The sequence below is a fragment of the Streptomyces sp. NPDC101191 genome, from assembly GCF_044767915.1.
In the GTDB taxonomy this organism is placed as follows: domain Bacteria; phylum Actinomycetota; class Actinomycetes; order Streptomycetales; family Streptomycetaceae; genus Streptomyces.
The window spans coordinates 1-20,513 of record NZ_JBIWOU010000011.1 but is presented as its reverse complement, the minus strand read 5'-3'; the positions used below and the strand labels follow the sequence as shown (position 1 = coordinate 20,513).

Here is a 20,513-nt window from a genome sequence, read left to right as displayed (position 1 = left end):
AAGGATCTCCGCCGCCCGGGGAACTCGGCCCCGCCCCGCCGCGTTCTACAGAGACGTAGAAGTAACCGACCTCTGGAGTGCCGGCACATGGCCCTGTGGGACCGCCTCAAGGAGTCCGCATCGACGATGCAGACCCAGCTGATCGCGAAGAAGAACGACCTCAAGAGCGGCGCCTTCCGCGACGCGAGCATGGCGATGTGCGCGCTCGTCGCCGCCGCGGACGGCACCGTCGACCCGTCCGAGCGGCGCCGGGTGGCCCAGCTCATCGCGGGCAACGAGGTGCTGCAGAACTTCGACGCGACGGATCTGCAGCGTCGCTTCGACGCCAATCTGGACAAGCTGGCCGCCGACTTCGACTTCGGCAAGGTGAGCGTGCTGCAGGAGATCGCCAAGGCGAAGAAGAAGCCGGCCGAGGCGCGCGCGGTCGTGCAGATCGGCATCGTCATCGGCGGCGCCGACGGCGACTTCGACAAGACCGAGCAGGCCGTGGTGCGGGAGGCCTGCTTCGCCCTCGACCTGCCGCCGCACGAGTTCGACCTGTAAGGGCCGGGCCTTACGCCAGCGGTGTGGCCGCGTGCAGGACCTGGTAGAGCGTGACGGCCGAGTTGGCGGAGGAGAAAGCCGACACGGTCGCCCCGGCGACGGCTCCCCACACGGCCATGCCCACGGCGGTGAACACCGGCGGCCAGTCCCGCGCCGCGGGCGCCCCGGCGAGCAGCGCGGCGACCCGGCGCGGCACGGGTCCCGCCTGCGCGAATCCGGCGAGCGCGTGCGCCGGGGGCGCGGGGGCGAGCAGCGCCGCCCGGCCGATCGCGCGGGCGACGGCACGGCGGCTGCCGACGGCGGCGGCCGCCTCCTCGTCGGCCCACCGCTCGGCGGTGTAGGCGACCGCGGCGCACAAGGGGCGCAGGAACGGATTGGCCCGGGCGGCGAGCCGCACCGTGAGCAGGTGCCGGTGGTGACGCCCGTCCAGATGGGCGCGTTCGTGGGCGAACAGCGCGCGGCGCTCGGCCGGGCGGAGCGCCGCGAGCATGCCGGTGCTGACCACGACCCGGTCGCGCCGCCCGCGCCGCCCCGGCAGGGCGTAGGCGTACGGGGTGGGGTCGGGCAGCACCGCCACCGGCCGGCCCGGCAGCCCGGCGAGCGCCCGCTCGGCCCGGCGCCGTACCCGCAGGTGCCCGGCCAGGGCGTGCAGACAGGCGCCGACCACGGCACCGAGTGCCGGGATGGCGGCCCGCCCGGCGATCTCGTCGTACGGGAGGGCGGCCCGCACCTCGGGGTCGGACCAGCCGTCCGGCAGCGGGTTCCCGGGGAGCTGGGCGGTGCCGACGACCATGAGTAGCGCGAGGCACAGGGTGCTGCAGACCGCGAGCACGACGGCGAAACCGGTGAGCAGCCGGGTCGCGGTGCGCGGGTGCAGCCGGTGCTCGGCGAGCCGCGCGACCGGCCAGGCGGTGAGCGGGAGCAGCAGCGGCAGGAAGACGAAGACCCCCATGGGCGCTAGTGTCCGCCCTCCTCGGTGGCTTCCCCTCTCCCTTCGGGCTCTTCGGCGAGGAGTTCACGCAGCAGTCGTTCGTCGTTCGGCGGGAGGGCCGTGACGAAGCTGGCGAGGACCGCCTCGCGGTCGCTCTCGGAGTCGAGGACCTTGCGCATCCGCAGGGCGGCGAGCCCGGCCTCGTCCGCGACGGCCGTCCACCGGAAGGAACGGCCGGCACGGTCGCGGGCGACGGCGCCCTTGCCGTGCAGGCGGGTGAGGATGGTGATGACGGTGGTGTAGGCGAGATCGCCGCCGAGACGTTCCTGCACCCAGACGACGGGGACCGGACCGGGGGCTTCCTTCAGCACGGCGAGCACCTGGGCCTCCAGCTCTCCCTGGCCGCGTCTGCGCCCCGCCCTGCCGCTCTCCGTCACGCCCTCGTCCTTCCCGCCCGCCGTACCGCGCCGCGGTCCGGCGGCCTCGCCCTTTCCGCCGGTCAGGCGGTATCCCATCGTACTGAGCCGGCGGCGGGGACCGCCGTGCAGCCACAGACGTCGGGCCCACGCCGCCGCCCGCACTCCCCCGCCACGCGTACGTACGCCTCCGCGACGTGCCGCAGCCAGGTCAGCTCGTCGGCGAACTCGCTGCCGGACTGGCGCGAACCGGGGCCGCCCGCGTCGCCGGACGGCTCGCGGCCGGAGCGTTTGCGGCGGATCGCCAGATCGAGGACGGCCGCCTCCAGGAGGAGGTCGGTGCGGTCGCCGGAGGACCCGGCGAGCCGCTCCCGGAGGCGCTCCTCGCAGTCCTCGCACACGTACGGGCGCAGCAGCCGCTGCCCGTCCCTGATCTCGATGACCATCCGGTAGAGCCGGGTGTGGAGGTCGGCGCCGAAGAGGGCGAGCCGCGGGGAGCGCGGTTCGAAGAGGGCGATCCCGGGCGCCGCCTCGCACAGCGCGGACCACAGCGGGTGCAGGGTGCGGTAGGAGCGGTGGTCGTCGAGGCGGGTGGAGAGCCGGGCGCCCCAGCCCGGCAGGGTGTAGCCGACGACGATGACCAGGGAGCCCGCGCTGGCCATGAGGGGGCTCCACAGCACGGCGGCCCGGTCCAGGGAGGTCGTACCGCCCCAGCGGCCGAGGACCCCGAGCAGCTTCCCGAGGATGAAGCCCAGCACGAAGACGGAGCCGACGGCGGCGAGCCGCAGCGACTGGGCGAGCCAGGGCCGGGCCAGGCCGCGCGAGGAGGGCCAGGTGTGCCGGGCGGTGTTGGCGAGGTTCAGTCCGTACGTGACGAGGAAGACGACCACGTAGGCACCGGCGGTCGGATGGGTCGCGAAGTGGACCTCGAAGTCCACGGGATGGGCGCCGGGCAGCGGCGCGGCGAAGAACAGCCCGGTCATGACGGCGATCGCGGTGAGGTAGAGCATCGCCATCCGTGGCAGTCGGCGCCGGGCCTCCTCGGGCGAGCCGAACCAGCCGGCGACCATGACGTGCGCCGACAGGGCGCCCAGGACGATGAAGCAGTGGCCCACGAGCGTGCCGAGGTTGGGGATCCCGGTGTGCGCCCCGATCCACCGGTAGGTCACCGGGGCGAGCACCAGATAGGCGAGCCCGTTGAACAGGCGCGTGCCGCACAGGGCGCGCAGGGCCAGGTTGCCCGGGTCGCGCCGGAGGTCGCGCCACTTGTAGCCGAAGGCGCTGAGGCTGACGACCCCGGAGAGGGTGTGCGTGTAGCTGAAGACGGTGTCGAGCGTCCCGGCGGTCACGTCCGGGGACCGCGTCCGTGGTGCAGAGAGCGTTCGAGCCGGGCCACGAGGTCGACCGTGTCGGGCGGGACGGCGGCGGTGTCGAGGGGCGGTCCGCTAACGAGGCGCAGCACCTGGGTGGCGAAGTACTCGGCGGCGTACTCCTCGGGGCGGCTGTAGTGGGTGCGGCCGAGCATGTGCTGGATCAGGGCGGGGTCGATGTCCTCGGGGAGGAGGGCGCCGAGTCCCGGACCGGTGGACGAGTGGCCCCACAGCAGATGCCCCAACTCGTGCACCACCACATGGGTCTGATGGGTGGTCGTGGTGTGCGCCTCGTAGAAGACGTAGTCGACGGTGCCGGTGGAGACGAGGAGCCCGGCGGGGCCGCTGGGCGGGAACGCCAGGGGCGCGAGCCGGATGGCGCGCCCGCGCCGCTCGGCGATCTGGCCGCAGAGGTCCTCCACCGAGAAGGGGACGGCGAGGTCGAGACTCTGGATCAGATCGCCGCATTTTCGACGTAGATGACGGCGCTTCATGGCTCCCCCTCCACACGACACTGCCCTGGTTCCATCATGTGGCAGGGATGCGCTCGGAAAAAGATCCTGCTGTCGGCCGCTCAGGCGGCGAGACCCACGCGCTGGGCGTAGAGGGCGGCCTGGGTACGGTCGGCGGCCCCGATCTTCGGGTAGATGCCGCTCAGATGGTTCTTCACGGTCTTCTCGGATATGTCAAGTCGGCGGGCGATCAGGCGGTTGCTCAACCCCCGGGCGAGCAGCCCGAGTACACCGCGTTCGCGGGCGGTGAGGGCGGGGTCGGCGACGGGAGTGGACGCCCCGGTGAGGAGAGCGGGGTCCGGGGCACAGGGCACCGCCTCGGTCAGGCCGACGCGCTGCGCGTAGAGGGCGGCCTGCGTACGGTCGGTGGCGCCGATCTTCGGATAGATCCCGCTGAGATGGTTCTTGACGGTCTTCTCGGAGATGTCGAGCCTTCGGGCGATGAGCCGGTTGCTCAACCCCCGGGCCAGCAGGCGCAGTACACCTAACTCCCGGCAGGTGAGTTTCGTGGCCGGCGCTTCTTCCACGTCTTGCCTCCTCCTTGCCTCTCGTGAAGGGCATGAGAAAACAGGCGCTCGGTGAATTCGTGCGGAACGGACCGGTAGGAATGTCCGCACAGTCACATCTGAGCGTCGTCGAAAGTCGCTCGGTTCCTAGGTGATTGACCTCACGGCAGGTCGGACCGGAGGCTTCATGCACACCCCAACAACAAGTGATGGCATGGACATTGAGGGAGCACATGGCATGCAGTAACCTCCGTACGAGGTACTACCGTGAATGCTCCGTCGATCCCTCGTGGACACTACGTCGCCGTCACAGCCTCGTCAACTGGCGTGGCCGCCGTCGCCCCCCACGCACGCCTCCAGTTGTCAGCAAAGAGACCAGAGGAGTTGGGACACATGGGTACACAGCCACCCGGATCGCTGGCCCAGAGGCTGAACCGCCTCTTCGAGACCGTCCACCCGCGTGGCCGTGGCCCGTTCAGCAACGAGGAGGTCGCCCGGGCGATCCGGGACCGGGGCGGAGACATTTCGAAGCAGTACATCGCCTATCTCCGCAAGGGTGAGCGGGGAAATCCTCGGTTGCACCACCTGGAAGCCCTGGCGAAATTCTTCGGGGTCCCGGTCTCGTATTTCTTCGACGACGATTCCGCGGCACGTACGGAGAAGAAACTCGACGAACTCGCGGCCTGGCGCGACGCCGGAATCACCCAACAGGACCTGCAATCCCTGGAGCGCGCGGGGGTGACCGGTGTGGCCATGCGCGCGGTCGGCCTCTCGCCCAAGGGACTCGAATTCGCGAAGGCGATACTGGACCAACTGCGGGCGATGGAGGGCCTCGGGCCGGGCGCCCAGGACGGCGGCGGGCCGGCGGGCCCGGACGTCCTGGGGGCCTGACGCGGGCCTCGTCGGGCCGATGACCTCACGCGCGACGGCTGACGCCGACGACGGCGGGAAGGGGTGCGGGGCCGGAGCGGGGGTGGGGGTGTCCGGACGTGGCGGCGACCTTCCCGAGCGAAGCGAAGGGAAGCTCGCAGTCCGGACACCCCCACCCCCCCCCCCCCCACCCCCGCGGAGGTCCCGGACCCCGGTGCCCCACGGGTTTCGGGCGACGTCCGCGGAGCAGGCGACCTCGGAGCGTGAGTGCCCCGGGGCGGGCGACGCCGAGCGAGGGCCGGCATGGGGCGGGCCTGCGTGCAGGGAGCCTGGGCCCGGCAGGGGCTGACGTCCCGTGTGCCCACCCGTCCCGCCCCAGCGGGACGATTGCCCACACGGAGTGGGGCGAGCGTGCCCACGTCGAGTGGGGCGAGCGTGCCCACACGGAGTGGGGCGGACGCACGCACGGAGTGCGGCGGACGCACGCTCGGAGTGGGGCGAGCGTGCCCACGCGGGGCAGGGCGAACGTGCCCACGCAGGGCGAGCGCGCACGGGCGGGGCAAGGCGAGCGTGCCCACGCGGGACGGGGCGAGCGCGCACGGGCGGGGCGGGGAGAAGGCCGGACGCGCCGAGTAGGGCGCGCGCGCGGAGTGCGGCGGACGGACACCCGCCGGAGTGGGGCACGCGCGCCCAGGCGGGACAGGGCGCGCGTGCCCACGCAGGGCGAGCGCGCACAGGCGGAGCAGGGCGAGCGCGCACGGGCGAGGCAAGGCGAGCGTGCCCACGCGGGACAGGGCGAGCGCGCACAGGCTGGGCGGGGAGAAGGCCGGACGCGCCGAGTAGGGCGCGCGGAGGGCGTTGCAGGGGAGGGTCAGGGGGCGACGACGACCTGGGCCGAGTAGCTGAGGCCGGAGCCGAAGCCGGCCGTCAGGACGAGCGCGCCGGGCCGCACCCGGCCGCCGGCGATCAGGGTGTCGAGGGCGAGCGGGATGGACGCCCCGGAGACGTTGCCGTCGTCGCGGACCGTCCGCGCGACCTCGACGGAGGCCGGCAGCCCCATCGCCTTCACGGCCGCGTCGATGATCCGCACGTTCGCCTGGTGCGGCACGAAGGCCTCGATGTCCGCCGCGGTCACCCCGGCCACCTCCAGCGCCTCCCGGCACACCTCGGCGACCGCGCCGATCGCCCAGCGGAACACCTCCGGCCCCGCCATCTCCAGGAACGGCCACCGCACCAGGGGGTCGTGCCGCAGCTCGGCGAAGGACCGGCTCTGTTCGATGGCCCGCAGGTGCTCCGTGTCGGTGCCCCAGACGGCGCGGGCGATGCCCGGCTCGGGGGACGGGCCGACGACGGCCGCGCCCGCCCCGTCGCCGAAGATGAAGGCCGTCGAGCGGTCGCGGGGGTCGACGATGTCGCTCATCCGCTCCGCACCCACCACCAGCACGTGATCGGCCTGCCCGCCGGACACCAGGCTGGAGGCCACGGCCAGGCCGTGGGAGAAGCCGGCGCAGGCCGCGCCGAGGTCGAAGGCGGCGGCCCCGCGGGCGCCGAGCTCGGCGGCACATGCGGCCGCGGCGGGCGGCGCCTGATGGAGGTACGACATGCTCGCGACGATCACGCAGGAGACGTCGGCCGGGGCGAGACCGGCCGCGCTCAGCGCCTTCTCCGCGGCCCGCGCGCCCATCACGGGAACGGTCTCGGCGGGATCGGCGAAATGCCGGGTCACAATTCCCGAACGCGCCTCTATCCAGGCGCTGTCGGAATCGATGAACCGGCAGATCTCCTCGTTTCCGACCACCCGTCCCGGACGGTAGGCACCCACCCCGAGAAGGCGGGCGAAACGGCTTGGCGACGATCGAATTTCACTGTCCATCGAAGTCATCAATCCAATCGCGGAGCGGTGCACCCGGACGTTATTTCATCAAACGGCCCGCAATCCCCCACTGTCAACGAAAGGGCCTTGGGACGTTTGGCCCAGTGAGCTGCCGGGCCGTCAACTCTCTGTGCTTCACGGCATGTTGCGGCTGGTCGGAACAGGCTGCCAGACTGGCGTCCTCATGTCCGGCGCTCACATGGAGGAGCGAAGTGTCAGAGGTACATGCCCCCCGCACTCACACCGCCGTACTCGAATGGCGGGACCAGGGGCCCCTTTTCGCCACCCAGGCCGACGCAACGGGTCTGTCATATCTGCGCGGGCTCATCTCGGGCGATATCGTCGCACCGCCCGTCGCACAGGTCCTCGGTATCGAGGTGGTCAAAGCCGACCCGGGCACGGTGCAGTTCACGATGCCGGTGAAGAACTTCTTCACGAACCACCTCGGGCTGCTCGCGGGCGGCATCCTGTCGACGGTCATGGACTCGGCGCTCGGCTGCTCGATCCTGTCCGCGATCCCCGAGGACAAGGACATCGTCACCCTCGATCTCAACGTGGACTTCCTGCGCCCGGTGCACGAGGCCTCGGGCCTCGTCACGGTGGACGCCGAGGTCGTGCACCTGGGCCGCAACCGCGGACTGGCGTCCTGCCGGGTGGTGGACTCGGACGGCCGGCTGTGCGCCGTGGGCAAGAGCAGCTGCCTGATCCGCGACAAGGCCCCGAAGGCCCCCGCCGCGGAGGGTGCCCGATGAGCGACGCCCCCGACCTGAAGGTCGGCCAGGTGCTCCGCGAGAGCCGGACGATCACCGACGAGGACATCGTCGCCTTCGCCGACCTCGCCGGGGACCGCGGCCGGCACCATCTGCCCGAGCACGGCCGGGCGATGGCCCACGGCCTGCTCACGGCCTCGCTCGCCACGAAGATCGGCGGGCAGTTGCACTTCATCGCGCGGCGGATGGGCTGGGAGTTCCTGCGGCCGGTCTGGTCCGGCGACACCATCACCGCGGAGGTGACCGTGCGCGCGCTGAGCGAGGTGCGCTCGGGCACGGGCGTGGAGTTCGACATCGAGATCACCAACCAGGACGGCGAGGCGGTGCTGCGCGGCGACAGCACGGGAGTGATCCGCCACTGACACCCCCACGCGCCCGCCCCGCGCCTCCGCCGTCGCCGAAGGGCGTCATGGGAGGCGCGGGGCGGGCGGGTGCCCGCGTACGGGCGGGCCCGCCAGGGCGGTGAGGACGGCGTCGGCGGACGCTGCGTACTGCTCGGGCGGGCGTTCGCCGGCGGCGCAGACGGCCGTCACGAGCCCGGCGTGGCAGGTCCACCACACGCGCAGCGCGGGGTACGGGGCGTCCGCGACGCGGACGTGCAGCCCCCCGTCCGCGTCCTGGCGCAGCCGGTAGGCGCGCAGGGCCGGCGAGGGGCGCCGATAGGCCTTGAGGGCGGCCTCCTTGGCGGCCACGAGGACCGTGGCGAGCAGTCCCGGCGGGCGTGGTCCCGGGCCGAGCCGGGGAGGCTCGTCCGGGCCGAGCAGCCGGGGCAGCAGGATGTCGTTGCGGGCGTCGACGGGTTCGACATCCACGCCGACCAAGGAGGCCGCCCCCGTCCGGGAGACCGCGCACGCGGTCAGCTCCCCTGTGTGGGCGAGGGAGAGGGCCCATCGGCCCGACGGCTCGTGGAGCCGTGGGGCACCGCCGGGATCCGGCAGGATCTCGGCGTCCGGCGGCCCGCCGGCCCGGAGGAGCGCGGCCTTGGCGGTGAGCCGGGTGCGAACCCACTCGGCGCGCCGGGCGCCGTCCAGCCGGGCGGCGTATGCGCGTTCGCGCGGGCCGAGCGGGGTCTCGGGGGCCGGTCGCCCGGCCCAGTCGCAGTGCACGACGGTGACCCGGGCGGGCGCGCCGCCCGGGCCGGCCGGGACCGCGCTCACGGCGTACCCGGGCTCCGTACGCCCGGGATGCGTGCGCTCGGGCTCCGTACGCCCGGGATCCGTACGCCCGGGGTCACCGGACGCGCCGGATCGCCTGGACGAACTCGCCCAGGTCCGCGACGCTCGGCTCTCCGGGGGTGTCGACGAAGCCGCGGACCAGGCGTACGACCGCGTCGTAGGCCTCGGTGTGGTCGTAGGCGGTGGAGTCGGCGACCTTGAGGGACCAGCGCCAGTAGCCCTTCATGGTGTCGGCGAGCGGCATCCGGAAGGTGGCGATGACGTCCTTGAGGCCGGGGACGGCGGCGGCGCCGTCCCGGGCGACGTACGCGCCGACGAGGTTGCTGTAGAAGGCGAAGTGGCGGGCCTCGTCGCGGGCGAGGCGGCCGAGCAGCTCCTTGAGGAAGGGTTCGCTGACCGTCTCTCGGAAGCGCTGGTAGAAGAGCTGGGTCGCCTTCTCCTGGACGAGGGTGTAGGTGAAGGACTGGACCGGGTGCTCGTAGGGCAGCTCGAACTTCTTCCGGCCCTCCTCGGCCAGGCTCTGCAGAATGCCCTCGCGCGTCGCCATGCCGGTCTCGACCTGGTAGCGGGCGAGCGCGGAGGCGTGCCGCTCCTCGTCCGAGGCCCAGGCGACGAGGAAGCGGAAGTACTCCCGGTTGAAGCCGAAGCGCTCCAGCTCCTGCTCGGCGTCGGCGACCGGGAAGGCCTCCAGGAAGTGCGAGAGGTAGCCGGGGATGTGGTCCTCGACGAAGGTGATGAACCGCACGGCGGAGCGGTCGGCCTCGGTGAGGCGTTCCGGCCGCAGGGCGTCCCAGTCGAGGTCGGCGAGGCTCCAGGTCCGCTCGCCGGCGCGGGTCACCGCCTGGTCGACGATCTCGTGCATCTGGAGGGCCGGCAGCAGGTCGTCGAGCAGGGCGGTCTCCGCCATGTCAGTCCACCACCTTGGGTCCGAGCCGGGACTTGGCGGCGGTCAGGGCGTAGTGCTTGGAGGTGTAGCCCCAGCCGGCGTTGGCGACCCGCAGGTAGTGGACGAGCGGGTCGGTCATGCCGGGGGCGGCGGCCTCGATGCGGTCCCGGTTGGCCTCGGCCCGGCGTTCCCACTCCTCGATGGTGCGGTGGTAGTGGGCGGTGAGGTCGTCGAGTCCGGCGAGGCTGAAGCCGGCCGACTCGGTGGCCTGGATCAGGTGGGAGAAGGGGACCATGTCGGCGAAGCCGAAGATGGTCTCGGTGACGTGCCGGGTGCCGGGCCGGGCGGCGAACTCGCGGTACACCTCGTCGCTGCGGAAGCAGCTCTCGGAGAGGTAGAGCCGGCCCTGGCGGCGCAGCGCGTCGTACACCTTGCGCAGCACGGCGACCCGGTCGGGCATGTGGATGATGGAGCCGAGCATGGTGGCGGCGTCGTAGCGGCCGTCGATGTCGAGGTCGCTGTACGAGCCGACCCTGACGTCGACGCGGTCGGCGACGCCCAGTTCGGCCGCCTTCTCGTGGATGTACGCGGCCTGCGGGGCGGAGGGCGTGACGCCGGTGACCTCGCAGCCGTACTCCTTGGCCATGAAGAGGGTGAGACTGCCCCAGCCGCAGCCGATGTCGAGGAGGCACTCGCCGCCGCGCAGCTGCAGCCGTTCGGCGACGAAGTGCAGCTTGGCGGTCTGCGCCTCCTCCAGGGTGGCGTTCGGCGTGCGGTAGAGCGCGGAGCTGTACTTGACCCGCTCGTCGAGGAAGGCCCGGAAGACCTCCGGCGGCAGCTCGTAGTGCTCGTTGGTGGCGCGCCGGGCGTCCTCGGGGGCCAGGGCGAGGTCACCGTCGCGGCCGGCGTGCACCACCGGCGGGCGGGTGTCCTCGGTCGCGTGGGTGGTCATGTCAGGCCTCCGCGCCGGCCGTCTGGGCGAGGACGAGGGAGGCGAGCTGGCGGGGTGTGCGGACGTCGAAGATGTCCTCGTCCTCGAACTCGACGTCGTAGACGCGCTCGATCTGGGCGACGACGCGCAGCAGCCGGACCGAGTCGGCGCCGGGCAGCTCCTTGAGGACGGTCTCGTCGGCGATCTCGGAGAGGTCGATGCCGAGTTCCTTGGCGGTCTGGGCGCGCACCTCGTCGAGGACTGCGGACTCCTGGAGGGACATGGTCATCCAATCGCGTGGTCGAAGTAGTGGGCGAGGCGTTCGCGGTCGGCGCCGACGAGGCCCATGTGGCCCTCGGCCTGCTCCGAACTGATGGGCTGGTAGGCGGAGTTCGCCATGGCGTGCGGGGTGCCGTCGAGGTCGAGGACATCGGCCTCGGCGTGCACGACGCCGCTGCCCTCGCGGCTGATGCGGGCGATCGCCCGGTAGGGCGTACCGGTCCGCAGGGGGCGCAGGAACTTGGTGCGCAGGGTGACGGAGAAGGCGAGCAGGCCCCGGTCGAGGGCGATCAGGTCGCCCATGAGCTCGTCGACGAGGACGCTGACGATGCCGCCGTGGACGACGCCGGGGTAGGAGGCGTAGTCGTCGGAGAAGGTGATGTCGGTGGCGAGCCGGCCGTCGTCGAGCCGGAACATCTCCAGGGCGAGGCCGATGCGGTTGCGCGGGGAGCAGCCGAAGCAGCGGAAGCGCGGTTCGTCGAGCCAGGGCAGTTCGACGGGGGTGGCCGCGGACATCAGGCGGCGTCCTGGGGGCGGGGCAGTTCGGCGAGGACGCGGCGGATGTCGCGGAGCTTCTCGATGGGGCGGCCGGTGAGCTCCGTGAGGGTGCTGAAGAGCTGCTTGTGGATGCGGTCCCACTCGGTGCCGTCGTCGACCTGGCCGAAGTAGCGGAAGACCTCGTCGATGGTGACGTGGCCGTCGAGTTCGGGAAGGTTGCCCTTGAACTTGCTGACCGGGTGGTTGTAGCGGCCCTCGGGGTCGGCCATGTAGACGTAGAAGGTCTCCAGGACCGAGCCCAGCTCCTCGGGGCGGCTGACCAGGCGTCGGGCGGTGTAGTGGATGAACTCCCGGGCGTGGCGCGCCTCGTCGCCGCTCGCCCGCTTCATGATCTTGGCGATCACCGGCTCTTCGGCCACCCGGCTCACGCACTTGTACATGTGGTTGGTGGCGATCTCGGAGATGATGTTCGTGGCGAGGGTCGCCGACGGGGTGATGCCGGGCGGGTACGGGGCCCGCATCGCGTTGATCTGCTCGTAGCCGACGTCGGTGCCGGCCAGCCGCAGCCACTTCTTGAACGCCAGGTGGTGCTGGAGCTCCTGGTAGCCCCAGAGGCACACGAAGGCCGAGAAGTCGTAGTCGTCGACGAACTCGTTGAAGAAGCCGTGCTGCGCGGCGATCGAGTTGGACTCGCCCATCACGGCGCCCATGGCGAAGGCGATGTACTCGGGGCGCACCAGGTCGGGCCGGAACTCGTCCCAGGGGATGTCGCTCATCTCCCACGAGGCGTTCTGGTAGATCGGGAAGACGTCGTAGCTGTGCAGCGGCTCCGCGTCGAGGTCGCGGGCGGTCTCCAGCTTCTGGGGGGTGGTCACGGGGTGTCCTCCGGTTCGGTTCGGGCTGCGGCGACGGCCTCGGCGGCGCTGCCGTGGGAGAGTTCCGCGAGGCGTTCGCGGGTGCGGGCGCGCTGCCATTTGCCGCTGGTGGTACGGGTGATCCAGCGCGGCTTCACCAGGTGCACGCGGACGTCGGTGAAGTCCATCTCGCGCACCACCCGGGCGGCGATCTCGGCTCCGAGGTCCTCGCCGGACTGCCGGGGGTCGGCCTCGACGACCACACGGACCACCTCGCGCCCGTCGCCCTCGGTGTCGGAGAAGGCGACGCAGCGCTTGCGGTAGACGCCGGGCACCTCGCGGGCCACGGCCTCGATGTCGTCGGGGAAGTAGTTCTGGCCGCGGACGATGACCATGTCCTTGGTGCGGCCGGTGACGAACAGGTCCCCGTCGTGGGTGAAGCCGACGTCGCCGGTGCGGAACCAGCGTCCGTCGAAGGCGGCGGCGGTGGCCTGCGGGTTGTCGAAGTAGCCGGAGGTCACGGCGGGGCCGGCGATGCGCACTTCGCCGAGCTCGCCGGGCGCGCACGCGCGGCCGTCCTCGGCGACGATCCGCATCTCCAGGCCGTGGACGACGCCGCCGAGCGCGACCACGTCCTTGGCGCCGCGGGCGCCGCGGGCCACGGGCACGGCGCGGCCGCTCACGGCGAGTTCGTCGCGGTCGACGGACAGGATGCGGACCGGGCTGCCCGGCCGGGGGAAGGTGATGCCGAGGGTGGCCTCGGCCATCCCGTACACCGGGTACATGACGGTGTCGCGCAGGCCCGCGGGGGCGAAGTGGTGGGTGAAGCGCTCGACGGTCTCGGCGCTGACCGGCTCGGCGCCGTTGAAGGCGAGGCGCCAGGCGGACAGGTCGAGTTCCTTGACGCGTTCGGCGGGGGCGGAGTCCACGAACTGCTCGTAGGAGAAGTTGGGTCCGGTGATCACCGTGCCGCGATGCTCGGCGAAGTACTCGAGGAGCTGCGCGGGACGGCGCAGGAAGGCGGTGGGGGTGAAGACGTGCACGTCGGACCCGTTGAGCAGGTGGGAGAAGAGTCCGACGAGGCCCATGTCGTGGAAGGTGGGGACCCACTGCATGAAGACGTCGTCGGGGGTGAACTCCCCGGAGACCGCGCAGGCGAGGACGCCGGCGGCCATGGCACGCTGGGTGAGCATCACGCCCTTGGGGTCGCTGGTGCTGCCGGAGGTGAACTGCACGACGGACAGCGCGGCGGGGTCGACGGCAGGCAGCCGGTGGACGGTGCCGGGCGCGGCGACCGCCGGGTCGATCAGGACGAGGCCGGGTACCTGCTCGGTGAGCAGGGCGCCCAGGTTCTCGAAGGCGGGGCCGAGGACGAGGTGACGGATACCGGCGACCCGCAGCACCCGGGCCAGTCGGCGGGCGGTGCCCTGTTCGTCGCCGAACCCGGCCGGGAGCGGCAGGACGCTGCAGGCGGCGCCGGCCCGCTGGACGCCGAAGAACAGGCTCAGGAAGCGGGCGTCGGTGGGGACGAGCAGCCCGACCACGGAGCCGGGACCGACGCCGTGCTCCATGAGTCCGAGGGCGCAGGAGAGGGAGGACTCGGCGAGCTCGGCGCCGGTGATCCGCTCCTCGCTGCCGGGAAAGACGGCGACGGCGTCCGGTGCCGACCTGACGTAATGCAGAAAACATTCGGTGAGGGTGTCGCCGGACAACAACGGACTCGGCAAGGGAATGTTCCTTTCCTGGAGACGACGGGCCTGTTACCGGTGGGCGCCGGGAATTGCGGACCGGTCAGGGAACCAGGTCGACGCGGAGTTCGCTGAGGCCGCGGAAATTCACGTGGGGGCGCCAGACGACGTCCTCGGTGGTGAGCGAGATGTCGCGGTAGCGCCGCAGCAGTTCGGTGAAGACGAGACGTCCTTCGATCTTTCCGAGGAGCGCGCCGATGCAGTAGTGCGGTCCGCCGCCGAAAGCCAGGGGCTTGATGTCGGAGCGCGTCATGTCCAGGGTGTCCGGATTCACGTACCGGCGCGGATCACGGTTGGCGGCGCCCAGCAGAATCATGAGTTTCGATCCCGCCGCGATGGTCCGGTCCCCGACCTCGACGTCCGCGGTGGTGATGCGCGCGACGAGCTGCACGGGGGCGTCGTACCTGACGAATTCGTCGACGCCCTCCTCGATGAGTCCGGGATCCTCCCGCAGGGCCCGCAGCTGCTCGGGGTGGCGCAGCAGCGCCAGCATGCCGTTGCCGATGAGGTTGACGGTGGTCTCGTGGCCGGCGTTGAAGAGCAGCAGGACGTTGGCGATGATCTCGTCGTCGGACAGGCGCTCGCCGTCCACCTCCGCGAGCATCAGCCGGGTGAGGATGTCGTCCTGGGGCTCGCTGCGCCGCTTGGCCAGGTGTTCCGCGATGTAGGCGCGGAACTCCACCACCGAGTCGTTCATGGCCCGCATGGTGGTCTCGTCCAGGGCCGGGTCGACGACGTGTCCGATCGCCTCGGTCCACTTGCGGCACTGGTCGCGGTCCTCGACGGGCAGGCCGACCAGGCCGCAGATCACGGTCACCGGCAGCGGCAGCGCGAGCTCGTCGATGAGGTCGATGCCCTCGCCCGCGCCCATGTCGTCCAGGACCTTCGCCAGGATCCGTGAGATGCGCGGGCGCATCTCCTGCACGGAACGCGCGTTGAAGACCGGATTCACCAGGCCGCGAATACGCCGGTGCGCACCGCCGTCCAGCATCAGCATCCACATGCGGGTGTCGTCGACGACGGGGCTGTGCCAGCCGCCCCGGTGTTCCGCCCACTTCTTGTCCCGGTGGAATTCACTGGTGAGTCGTGGATCGCGCAGGAGCTGCCCGGCCTCTTCGTATCCGGAGACGACCCAGAACCCGAAGGGAGTCCGGTGGACCGGTTCCGTTTCGCGCAGTCGCGCATAGAAGGGATATGGGTCGCTGCGCATCTTCGGATCACGGGGGTCGTAGAGAATTTCCGGTTTCGCTGCGTCCATGGTGGGTCAGCGTGTCAGGGCGCCTCCTGACCCATCAATAGGACCAAGGTCCCACGCCCGCCCCGGTGTTATCGGGTGGAGACTGCGATGTAATGCGGTGACGGTGGGACGGTGATGTCCGCTCCCCGTCCGCGACGGTACGGACGACGGCGACACTGGCGGCAAGGAGCCCGCGGATGCTCAGCGTGAAACCCCTGAACGGATCCTTCGGCGTCGAGGTGTTCGACTCCGGCCTCGGCACCCCGGAGGCCGGGGAACAGGCGGCGGAACTCGTCGAGGCCCTGTACAGACACCAGTTACTGGTCTTCTCCGGCGTCGATCTGTCGCCGGCGGCGCAGGTGCGGATCACCGAGCTGTTCGGCGCGCCGACGCTGCCCTGGGACCCCACCTTCGCGCACCCCGACAGCCCGTACGTCGAGGAGATGCGCGAGGCGCCGCACGGCGCGCCCCGGCGGCCGGCCGAGCACTGGCACAGCGACGCCTCCTTCCGGGCCGAGCCCACCGACGCCACCCTGCTGTACGGCGTGACGGTCCCGCCCGAGGGCGGCCGCACGCACTTCAACGACCTGCGGGTGCCCCTGGCCGCGCTGCCGTCCAGGCTGCGGGAGCGGGTCGCCCCGCTGCGCGCGGTCCACGACTTCGGGCGGAACCACGCCACGCTGCGGCGGGCGGCCAAGCCGGTCGGCGACGCGGAGGCCCGGGCGGAGCTGGCGGCCTTCCCGCCGGTCTCGCACCCGCTGGTGCGCCCCCACCCGGTCACCGGCGAAGAGGCCCTGTACCTCAACGAGATGTGCCTGGACCGGATCGAGGGCCTCTCCGAGGACGAGAGCCGCGCCCTGCTCGACGAGCTGTACGCGCACACCCTGCGCGCCGACTGGCAGTACGTGCACGTGTGGCGCCCCGGCGACCTGCTGGTCTGGGACAACCCCTCGCTGATGCACCGCGCCGAGCAGGTGCCGGACGGGCACCGGCGCCTGGTCCGCCGGACCACCGCGCGCTACCCCGGACGGGCCCGGTGAACCCGGCCCGGGACTCCCGGCCCGCCGTCCCTCCCGGCGCGGCGGACGACGGCCCGCTCGACGTGCTCGGCGTCGGTTTCGGACCGTCCAACCTGGCGCTCGCCCTCGCCCTCGGCGAGGCCGGGCCGAGCGGGCCGCGGACCCGTTTCTTCGAGCGCTCGCCCCGGTTCTCCTGGCACGGCGGGATGCTCCTGAAGGACGCCACCATGCAGGTCCACTTCCTCAAGGACCTGGTGACCCTGCGGAACCCGGGCAGCCCGTACTCCTTCCTCGGCTATCTGCACGACCGGGGCCGGCTCGTCGACTTCATCAACCACAAGGCGCTGTTCCCGAGTCGCGTCGAGTTCCACGACTACCTCGCCTGGGCGGCGCGCGCCTGCGCGGACCGGGTGAGCTACGGCAGCGAGGTCGTGCGGGTCGAGCCCACGTGGTCGGGGCCCGAGGTGAGCTCCTTCCGTGTGCACCTCGCCCACACGGCGCCGGAGACCGGCGCCGTCCGCCACGAGGTGCGGACCGCGCGGAACGTGGTCCTGGCCCCGGGCCTGCGCCCCCGTCTCCCGGACGGGGCCGCCGAGTCGGAGCGCATCTGGCACAGCGGCCGGCTGCTCACCCGCCTGGAGGGCGTCCCCGAGGACGCCCCGCTGCGGTTCACCGTGGTCGGCGCCGGCCAGAGCGGGGCCGAGGTCACGGCGTACCTCCACGGGCGCTTCCCGCGCGCCGAGGTGCGGGCGGTGTTCTCGGCCTACGGCTACCATCCGGCCGACGACTCGCCGTTCGCCAACCGGATCTTCGACCCGGCGGCGGTCGACACCTTCTTCGGCGCCCCGCAGCCGGTCCGGTCCATGCTGGTGGAACGGCACGCCAACACCAACTACTCGGTCGTCGACCAGGAGTTGATCGAGGAGCTGTACCGCATCTGGTACCAGGAGAAGGTGACCGACGAGCGGCGACTCGTCATCGACAACGTCTCCCGGCTGCTCGACGTACGCGAGGGGACCGACGGGCTGCGGCTGACCGTCGAGTCGCTGCCGACCCGGGAACGGCGCGAGGTCGGCACCGACTACCTGGTGTACGCCACCGGGTACCGCCCGGTCGCCCCGGACGAACTGGTCGACGCGGAGGTCATGAAGCTCTGCCGGCGGGACGCCGACGGCGGCCTGCTGATGACCCGGGACTACCGGATCGCCACGGAGGACGCCGTGCGCGGCGGGCTCTACGTCCAGGGCGCCACGGAACACACCCACGGACTCTCCTCGACGCTGCTCTCCAACACGGCCGTACGGGCCGGGGAGATCGCCGCCTCGCTGCTGCGCCGCCCGTAGGGCGAGCCTTGCGGAGCACCCGGCCTCGCGGTGTCCGAAGGCAGACCCCGGCTCCCCCACCGCCTCCCGATGTGAAGGAGTACCTGCCGTGTACGTTCCCGACCACTACCGGGGCAGCCCGGCGGCGGCCCTCGAGGTCGTGCGCGCCGGACCGCTGGCCACCCTCGTCACGGGGGCGGAGCCGGTGCCGTTCGCCACGCACCTGCCGGTCGTGCTGCCGGCCGAGGTCGAGACGGCGCTCGCCGCCGGCCCCGCCGACCTGCGCGGACACCGGCTCCTCGGACACCTCAACCGGGCCAACCCGCACTGGGAGCGGCTCTCCGAAGGCGCGCAGCCCGCGCTGCTGATCTTCCGCGGACCGCACGGCTACCTTTCCCCCGAGGTGTACGGCTACACGCCGGCGGCCCCCACCTGGAACTTCACCGCCGTCCACGTCCGCGGCACCCTGCGGCCGCTGCCGCCGGGCGAGGAGACGCTCGCCGTGATCCACCGGACCGTCGAGGTGCTCGAAGGGCGCTTCGGCCAGGGCTGGGACATGAAGGGCTCGCTGGAGTACTTCGAGAGGATCGTGCCCGGGGTCGGCGCCTTCGAGCTGGACGTCGCCGAGGTCGACGGGATGTTCAAGCTGAGCCAGGAGCTGAAGCCCGACACCCGCGAGCGGACCACCTGTCACTTCGCCGCGAGCGAGCACGGCACGCACCGCCAACTGGCCTCCATGATGGCCGGGTTCGAGACTCCGCAGCCCGACGTGAAGGGATCCGAGTGATGGAACGCTACGACGTCGCCGTGGTGGGCCTGGGCGGGCTCGGCAGCGCCGCCTGCCACGCGCTGGCCGCGACCGGACTGCGGGTCCTCGGCCTGGAGCGGTACGGGCCGGTGCACGACCAGGGCGCCAGCCACGGCGAGTCCCGCGGCGTGTGGCAGGCGTACTTCATGGGCCCGGGCTACGTGCCGTACCTGCGCCGCGCCTACACCCTCTGGGCGGAGCTGGAGGAGGCGAGCGGCGAGAAGCTCTTCCACCGCACGGGCGGCCTGTGCGTCGGACCCGCCGACGGGGAGCTCGTCCCGGCGGCCCTCGCCAGCGCGCGGGAGTGCGGCCTGGAGCACGAGTACCTGTCGGGCGAGGAAGTCCACGCCCGCTACCCGCAGTTCACCCCGGAAGAGAACTCCGCGGCCGTGTACGACCCCGGTTCCGGCTACGTCCAGCCGGAGCAGACCGTACGCGTCCAGCTGGACCTCGCCCGCAGGCACTCGGCGGACCTGCGCTTCGACGAGGAGGTCCACGAGATCACCGAGAGCGGGCACGGGGTGCAGATCCGCACGGCGCGCACGACGTACGCCGTGGGGCACGTCGTGGTCACCGCCGGCTGCTGGACACCGGGCCTGCTGCCGGGCCTCGACCTGCCCGTGCAGGTGCTGCGCAAGGTGATGCTGTGGTTCGAACCGGATGGCGGCGCCGCCGCGTTCCAGCCGGGCCGCTTCCCGTACTGGATCTGGGAGGGCGCCGGCATGATCGGCTACGGGCACCCCGCGGCGAACGGACTGCACGGCGGGGTGAAGGCGGGCGTCCACAGCGGCGGCACCCCGGCCGACCCCGACCTGGTGGACCGCTTCGTCCGGCCCGAGGAGATCACCGAGATCCAGGACTTCCTGCGCACCCGCATCCCCGCGCTGGGCACCGGGCGCTACCGCAGGAGCGCGGTGTGCCTCTACGACAACACCCCGGACCAGGCCTTCGTCATCGGCAGGGCCTCGGAACACGGCCGCGTCACGGTGGCGGCCGGCACCTCGGGCCACGCCTTCAAGTTCGTCCCGGCCATCGGCGAGTCCCTGCGGGAACTCGTCACCGAGGGCAAGGCGAGCCAGGACCTGTCCCTCTTCACCCCGGACCGCTTCTGAGCGGTCGCCGAGGCCCCGGGTTCCACACCTCCGCCGGCCCCGTCCTGCACGCGCACACGTGGTCCCCGTCCCTGACGAGGTCGGGTTCCGCGCACGCGGGGGCGGGGCCGCGGCGGAACACCACGGGGTGGGTGAAGGCACCGGGGCGGGCGAGGCCGGGCGCGTCCAGGGCGGCGGCGACCGAGGGGCGGCACGCGGGGTCGGGGGCGTAACCGGTGGAGAGGTTCCTCACCTCGACCGCGGTCCAGGCGCCCCCGGGCCCCGCGCCCAGGTGATCTCCCCGGCGACCCGGACGGCGTCGCCCCCGGCGCAGGCGCAGTGCTCGCCGCCCCGGGGCGCGAGCCGCGGGCGGCCCGCGGACCGATGAAGCCGTAGCGGCGCGGTCCGGTCGCGCAGAGCACGAGCGAGGGCCGCAGGACGGGCCGGAGAGCCGGACCCGCGCGGAGCACGCGGCATCGCCGAACGCCACGTCGGTGCGGGTGTACGCGTCGATCCGCTCGACGGTCGTGCCGCCCTCACCGAGCCGGTCGCCCCGGCGCACCCTCCGCCGACGCGCCGCACGACGCACTCCGTACCGTCCGGCCCGCGTCCTGCGATCTCGTGGAACCGGAGCGATCCGGAGTTGCCCCGCCCCTTCCCCCTGCCCATGTCGGCACCCTGCTACTGGACCCATGGCACTGAGTGTGTTTTGCTGAGGGTACTCAGTGCCAAAAGTGCCACAAGCATTGCTAGGGGAGCCCCAGACCATGGCCAAGGACTTCGACCTGTATCGCCTGCCGGAGGAGCACGAGATGCTCCGTGAGACGGTCCGTGCGCTGGCGGAGGCGAAGATCACGCCGTTCGCCGCGGCGGT

General features: G+C 72.1%; 22 protein-coding genes. 8 read left to right on the top strand and 14 right to left on the bottom strand.

Annotation, left to right across the window (positions count from 1 at the left end; genetic code table 11):
• Positions 1–87: 87 nt before the first annotated feature.
• The gene (locus tag ACIRQF_RS32990; protein WP_376633713.1) at positions 88–543 is read left to right on the top strand and encodes a tellurite resistance TerB family protein; all 456 of its coding nucleotides are present in this window, start codon (positions 88–90) and stop codon (positions 541–543) included.
• Positions 544–553: 10 nt separating this feature from the next.
• On the opposite strand, the gene ACIRQF_RS32985 is transcribed toward ACIRQF_RS32990, so the two are convergent.
• From ACIRQF_RS32985 to ACIRQF_RS32965, 5 genes are all read right to left on the bottom strand, one after another.
• On the bottom strand, positions 554–1,495 hold the full coding sequence (locus tag ACIRQF_RS32985) for a M56 family metallopeptidase (RefSeq protein ID WP_382487964.1): 942 nt from the start codon (positions 1,493–1,495) through the stop codon (positions 554–556).
• A 5-nt stretch (positions 1,496–1,500) separates the two neighbouring features.
• Entirely contained in the window at positions 1,501–1,989 is a 489-nt protein-coding gene (locus ACIRQF_RS32980; protein WP_404097955.1) for a BlaI/MecI/CopY family transcriptional regulator, read from the bottom strand.
• Complete coding sequence (locus tag ACIRQF_RS32975) at positions 1,974–3,239, bottom strand: MAB_1171c family putative transporter (RefSeq protein ID WP_404097952.1); 1,266 nt, start codon at positions 3,237–3,239, stop codon at positions 1,974–1,976. Before ACIRQF_RS32975 ends, ACIRQF_RS32980 begins: the two co-directional genes overlap by 16 nt.
• Entirely contained in the window at positions 3,236–3,754 is a 519-nt protein-coding gene (locus ACIRQF_RS32970) for a hypothetical protein (RefSeq protein WP_382487958.1), read from the bottom strand. Before ACIRQF_RS32970 ends, ACIRQF_RS32975 begins: the two co-directional genes overlap by 4 nt.
• Positions 3,755–3,834: 80 nt before the next feature.
• The gene (locus tag ACIRQF_RS32965) at positions 3,835–4,299 is read right to left on the bottom strand and encodes a LuxR C-terminal-related transcriptional regulator (protein WP_376633723.1); all 465 of its coding nucleotides are present in this window, start codon (positions 4,297–4,299) and stop codon (positions 3,835–3,837) included.
• Between the two features lie 372 nt (positions 4,300–4,671).
• On the opposite strand from ACIRQF_RS32965, the gene ACIRQF_RS32960 reads away from it, so the two are divergent.
• A complete protein-coding gene (locus ACIRQF_RS32960; RefSeq protein ID WP_376633725.1) occupies positions 4,672–5,169 on the top strand; it encodes a helix-turn-helix domain-containing protein in 498 nt (165 codons plus the stop codon).
• 850 nt (positions 5,170–6,019) lie between these two features.
• Here the strand turns inward: ACIRQF_RS32960 and ACIRQF_RS32955 are convergent.
• Positions 6,020–7,021: a beta-ketoacyl-ACP synthase III gene (locus tag ACIRQF_RS32955; protein ID WP_404097947.1), complete on the bottom strand. Its 1,002-nt coding sequence runs from the start codon at positions 7,019–7,021 to the stop codon at positions 6,020–6,022.
• A gap of 212 nt (positions 7,022–7,233) precedes the next feature.
• Here ACIRQF_RS32955 and ACIRQF_RS32950 point away from each other — a divergent pair, with 212 nt between their 5' ends.
• Positions 7,234–7,773, top strand: coding sequence for a PaaI family thioesterase (locus ACIRQF_RS32950; RefSeq protein WP_376638612.1), 540 nt, complete (start codon positions 7,234–7,236; stop codon positions 7,771–7,773).
• Complete coding sequence (locus tag ACIRQF_RS32945) at positions 7,770–8,153, top strand: hypothetical protein (protein ID WP_382487495.1); 384 nt, start codon at positions 7,770–7,772, stop codon at positions 8,151–8,153. The genes ACIRQF_RS32950 and ACIRQF_RS32945 overlap by 4 nt, the downstream gene beginning before the upstream one ends.
• Positions 8,154–8,198: 45 nt before the next feature.
• On the opposite strand, the gene ACIRQF_RS32940 is transcribed toward ACIRQF_RS32945, so the two are convergent.
• The 8 genes from ACIRQF_RS32940 to ACIRQF_RS32905 form a co-directional block, all read right to left on the bottom strand.
• The gene (locus tag ACIRQF_RS32940; RefSeq protein ID WP_404097943.1) at positions 8,199–8,948 is read right to left on the bottom strand and encodes a 4'-phosphopantetheinyl transferase family protein; all 750 of its coding nucleotides are present in this window, start codon (positions 8,946–8,948) and stop codon (positions 8,199–8,201) included.
• Between the two features lie 73 nt (positions 8,949–9,021).
• Positions 9,022–9,873 carry an acyl-ACP desaturase gene (locus tag ACIRQF_RS32935; RefSeq protein WP_376638615.1) on the bottom strand — a complete coding sequence of 284 codons (852 nt, stop codon included), beginning with the start codon at positions 9,871–9,873 and terminating at the stop codon, positions 9,022–9,024.
• A gap of 1 nt (position 9,874) precedes the next feature.
• Positions 9,875–10,804 (bottom strand): SAM-dependent methyltransferase, encoded by a 930-nt coding sequence (locus ACIRQF_RS32930; protein WP_376638616.1) that lies wholly within the window; start codon positions 10,802–10,804, stop codon positions 9,875–9,877.
• Between the two features lies 1 nt (position 10,805).
• The gene (locus tag ACIRQF_RS32925; RefSeq protein ID WP_382487486.1) at positions 10,806–11,072 is read right to left on the bottom strand and encodes an acyl carrier protein; all 267 of its coding nucleotides are present in this window, start codon (positions 11,070–11,072) and stop codon (positions 10,806–10,808) included.
• Positions 11,069–11,578, bottom strand: coding sequence for a PaaI family thioesterase (locus ACIRQF_RS32920; protein WP_376638618.1), 510 nt, complete (start codon positions 11,576–11,578; stop codon positions 11,069–11,071). The genes ACIRQF_RS32925 and ACIRQF_RS32920 overlap by 4 nt, the downstream gene beginning before the upstream one ends.
• The gene (locus tag ACIRQF_RS32915) at positions 11,578–12,435 is read right to left on the bottom strand and encodes a ferritin-like domain-containing protein (protein WP_376638619.1); all 858 of its coding nucleotides are present in this window, start codon (positions 12,433–12,435) and stop codon (positions 11,578–11,580) included. The genes ACIRQF_RS32920 and ACIRQF_RS32915 overlap by 1 nt, the downstream gene beginning before the upstream one ends.
• The gene (locus ACIRQF_RS32910) at positions 12,432–14,141 is read right to left on the bottom strand and encodes an AMP-binding protein (RefSeq protein WP_404097937.1); all 1,710 of its coding nucleotides are present in this window, start codon (positions 14,139–14,141) and stop codon (positions 12,432–12,434) included. The genes ACIRQF_RS32915 and ACIRQF_RS32910 overlap by 4 nt, the downstream gene beginning before the upstream one ends.
• A gap of 64 nt (positions 14,142–14,205) precedes the next feature.
• Complete coding sequence (locus tag ACIRQF_RS32905; protein ID WP_376638621.1) at positions 14,206–15,420, bottom strand: cytochrome P450; 1,215 nt, start codon at positions 15,418–15,420, stop codon at positions 14,206–14,208.
• Between the two features lie 176 nt (positions 15,421–15,596).
• Between ACIRQF_RS32905 and ACIRQF_RS32900 the strand changes: the two genes are divergently transcribed.
• The 4 genes from ACIRQF_RS32900 (at position 15,597) to solA (ending at position 19,660) form a co-directional block, all read left to right on the top strand.
• Positions 15,597–16,439, top strand: a complete 843-nt coding sequence (locus tag ACIRQF_RS32900) for a TauD/TfdA dioxygenase family protein (RefSeq protein ID WP_404097934.1) — start codon at positions 15,597–15,599, stop codon at positions 16,437–16,439.
• Positions 16,436–17,761 carry a lysine N(6)-hydroxylase/L-ornithine N(5)-oxygenase family protein gene (locus tag ACIRQF_RS32895; RefSeq protein WP_404097931.1) on the top strand — a complete coding sequence of 442 codons (1,326 nt, stop codon included), beginning with the start codon at positions 16,436–16,438 and terminating at the stop codon, positions 17,759–17,761. The genes ACIRQF_RS32900 and ACIRQF_RS32895 overlap by 4 nt, the downstream gene beginning before the upstream one ends.
• Positions 17,762–17,849: 88 nt before the next feature.
• The gene (locus tag ACIRQF_RS32890; RefSeq protein WP_404097928.1) at positions 17,850–18,527 is read left to right on the top strand and encodes an FMN-binding negative transcriptional regulator; all 678 of its coding nucleotides are present in this window, start codon (positions 17,850–17,852) and stop codon (positions 18,525–18,527) included.
• Positions 18,527–19,660 (top strand): N-methyl-L-tryptophan oxidase, encoded by a 1,134-nt coding sequence (solA, locus tag ACIRQF_RS32885; protein ID WP_404097925.1) that lies wholly within the window; start codon positions 18,527–18,529, stop codon positions 19,658–19,660. Before ACIRQF_RS32890 ends, solA begins: the two co-directional genes overlap by 1 nt.
• Positions 19,661–20,513 lie beyond the last annotated feature (853 nt).

What these genes read in the sequence shown, in the direction of transcription:
- ACIRQF_RS32905 (WP_376638621.1), bottom strand. Translation starts at nt 15,420, where the DNA reads ATGGACGCAGCGAAACCGGAAATTCTCTACGACCCCCGTGATCCGAAG.
- ACIRQF_RS32930 (WP_376638616.1), bottom strand. Translation starts at nt 10,804, where the DNA reads ATGACCACCCACGCGACCGAGGACACCCGCCCGCCGGTGGTGCACGCC.
- ACIRQF_RS32970 (WP_382487958.1), bottom strand. Translation starts at nt 3,754, where the DNA reads ATGAAGCGCCGTCATCTACGTCGAAAATGCGGCGATCTGATCCAGAGT.
- ACIRQF_RS32980 (WP_404097955.1), bottom strand. Translation starts at nt 1,989, where the DNA reads ATGGGATACCGCCTGACCGGCGGAAAGGGCGAGGCCGCCGGACCGCGG.
- ACIRQF_RS32935 (WP_376638615.1), bottom strand. Translation starts at nt 9,873, where the DNA reads ATGGCGGAGACCGCCCTGCTCGACGACCTGCTGCCGGCCCTCCAGATG.
- ACIRQF_RS32990 (WP_376633713.1), top strand. Translation starts at nt 88, where the DNA reads ATGGCCCTGTGGGACCGCCTCAAGGAGTCCGCATCGACGATGCAGACC.
- ACIRQF_RS32900 (WP_404097934.1), top strand. Translation starts at nt 15,597, where the DNA reads ATGCTCAGCGTGAAACCCCTGAACGGATCCTTCGGCGTCGAGGTGTTC.
- ACIRQF_RS32960 (WP_376633725.1), top strand. Translation starts at nt 4,672, where the DNA reads ATGGGTACACAGCCACCCGGATCGCTGGCCCAGAGGCTGAACCGCCTC.
- ACIRQF_RS32945 (WP_382487495.1), top strand. Translation starts at nt 7,770, where the DNA reads ATGAGCGACGCCCCCGACCTGAAGGTCGGCCAGGTGCTCCGCGAGAGC.
- ACIRQF_RS32985 (WP_382487964.1), bottom strand. Translation starts at nt 1,495, where the DNA reads ATGGGGGTCTTCGTCTTCCTGCCGCTGCTGCTCCCGCTCACCGCCTGG.
- ACIRQF_RS32920 (WP_376638618.1), bottom strand. Translation starts at nt 11,578, where the DNA reads ATGTCCGCGGCCACCCCCGTCGAACTGCCCTGGCTCGACGAACCGCGC.
- solA (WP_404097925.1), top strand. Translation starts at nt 18,527, where the DNA reads ATGGAACGCTACGACGTCGCCGTGGTGGGCCTGGGCGGGCTCGGCAGC.
- ACIRQF_RS32925 (WP_382487486.1), bottom strand. Translation starts at nt 11,072, where the DNA reads ATGACCATGTCCCTCCAGGAGTCCGCAGTCCTCGACGAGGTGCGCGCC.
- ACIRQF_RS32955 (WP_404097947.1), bottom strand. Translation starts at nt 7,021, where the DNA reads ATGGACAGTGAAATTCGATCGTCGCCAAGCCGTTTCGCCCGCCTTCTC.